This window comes from Roseisolibacter sp. H3M3-2 (genome assembly GCF_029211165.1).
GTDB lineage: Bacteria > Gemmatimonadota > Gemmatimonadetes > Gemmatimonadales > Gemmatimonadaceae > Roseisolibacter.
On the sequence record NZ_JARGEK010000740.1, the window covers coordinates 1 to 803 of the forward strand.

At 80.6% G+C, this 803-nt stretch carries 2 protein-coding genes; one reads left to right on the forward strand and one right to left on the reverse strand.

Going from position 1 to position 803, the window contains the following annotated elements:
* The coding region (locus tag PYV61_RS26110; RefSeq protein WP_275836815.1) for an FCD domain-containing protein at positions 1–528 on the forward strand (528 nt) is incomplete at its 5' end.
* Here the strand turns inward: PYV61_RS26110 and PYV61_RS26115 are convergent.
* The coding region (locus PYV61_RS26115) for a hypothetical protein (protein WP_275836816.1) at positions 492–803 on the reverse strand (312 nt) is incomplete at its 5' end. The two genes, PYV61_RS26110 and PYV61_RS26115, sit on opposite strands and share 37 nt — an antisense overlap.

The window sequence follows — 803 nt, forward strand, 5'->3', positions numbered from 1 at the left end:
AACGACATGCCTACGATCCGACTTGAGGTCTACCGCGCCGCGGGCGCGCTGGAGGCGAGCGCCGCCCGCGCCGTCGCCGCGGTCCCCGCCGACCCGGCCGACGCGCTCGACGACGCGCTGCTGGCGCTCGACGACGCGCTCGAGCGCACCCTCGCCGAGGACGACCCGGGCACCGCCGACCGCCTCTCGGCGCTCCACCACGCCTTCCACGCCGAGCTGGCGGCGGCGTGCGCGGGCCCCGTCACCCGCGCGCTGCTCGACGCGCTGCGCCCGCGGCTGGAGCGGTACGAGTGGTTCCACGGCCCGCTGCTCCAGCGCGCGGGCGCCGACTTCGGCGTCACGCACGCCGAGCACCGCGCGATCGCCGACGCCGTGCGCGCGGGGGGCGCCGACGCGGTGGAGCGCGCGGTGCGCGCGAACTGGGACAACGCCGCCGAGCGGCTGTCGGCGGTGATCGCCGCGCAGGTCGCGCTCCCTCGGGGCGCGCCCCCTCAGGGCGCGGCGGCCACCGCGGCGGTGCGCGGGTAGGCGAGCCGCGACCCGTCGGGGCGCTCGATGGTGAGGCGCGCCGTCGCGCCGCTCGTCTCGAACGCGAACCGCGTCGCGCCGGCGGCGAAGCGGTCGCCGCCCAGCGGGAGCAGCTCCTCGGGCATCACCGCGGCGCGGCGGCGGTACCACAGGCGCCCGTCGGCCAGCTCGACCCGGTGGCCCCCGTCGTACACCCCCGCCCAGCGCGCCAGCGCCGCCGCCGCCGACCGCGCGGCCGCGCGCGCGTCCCCCGCCTCGGCGAGGCGCCCGAGCAG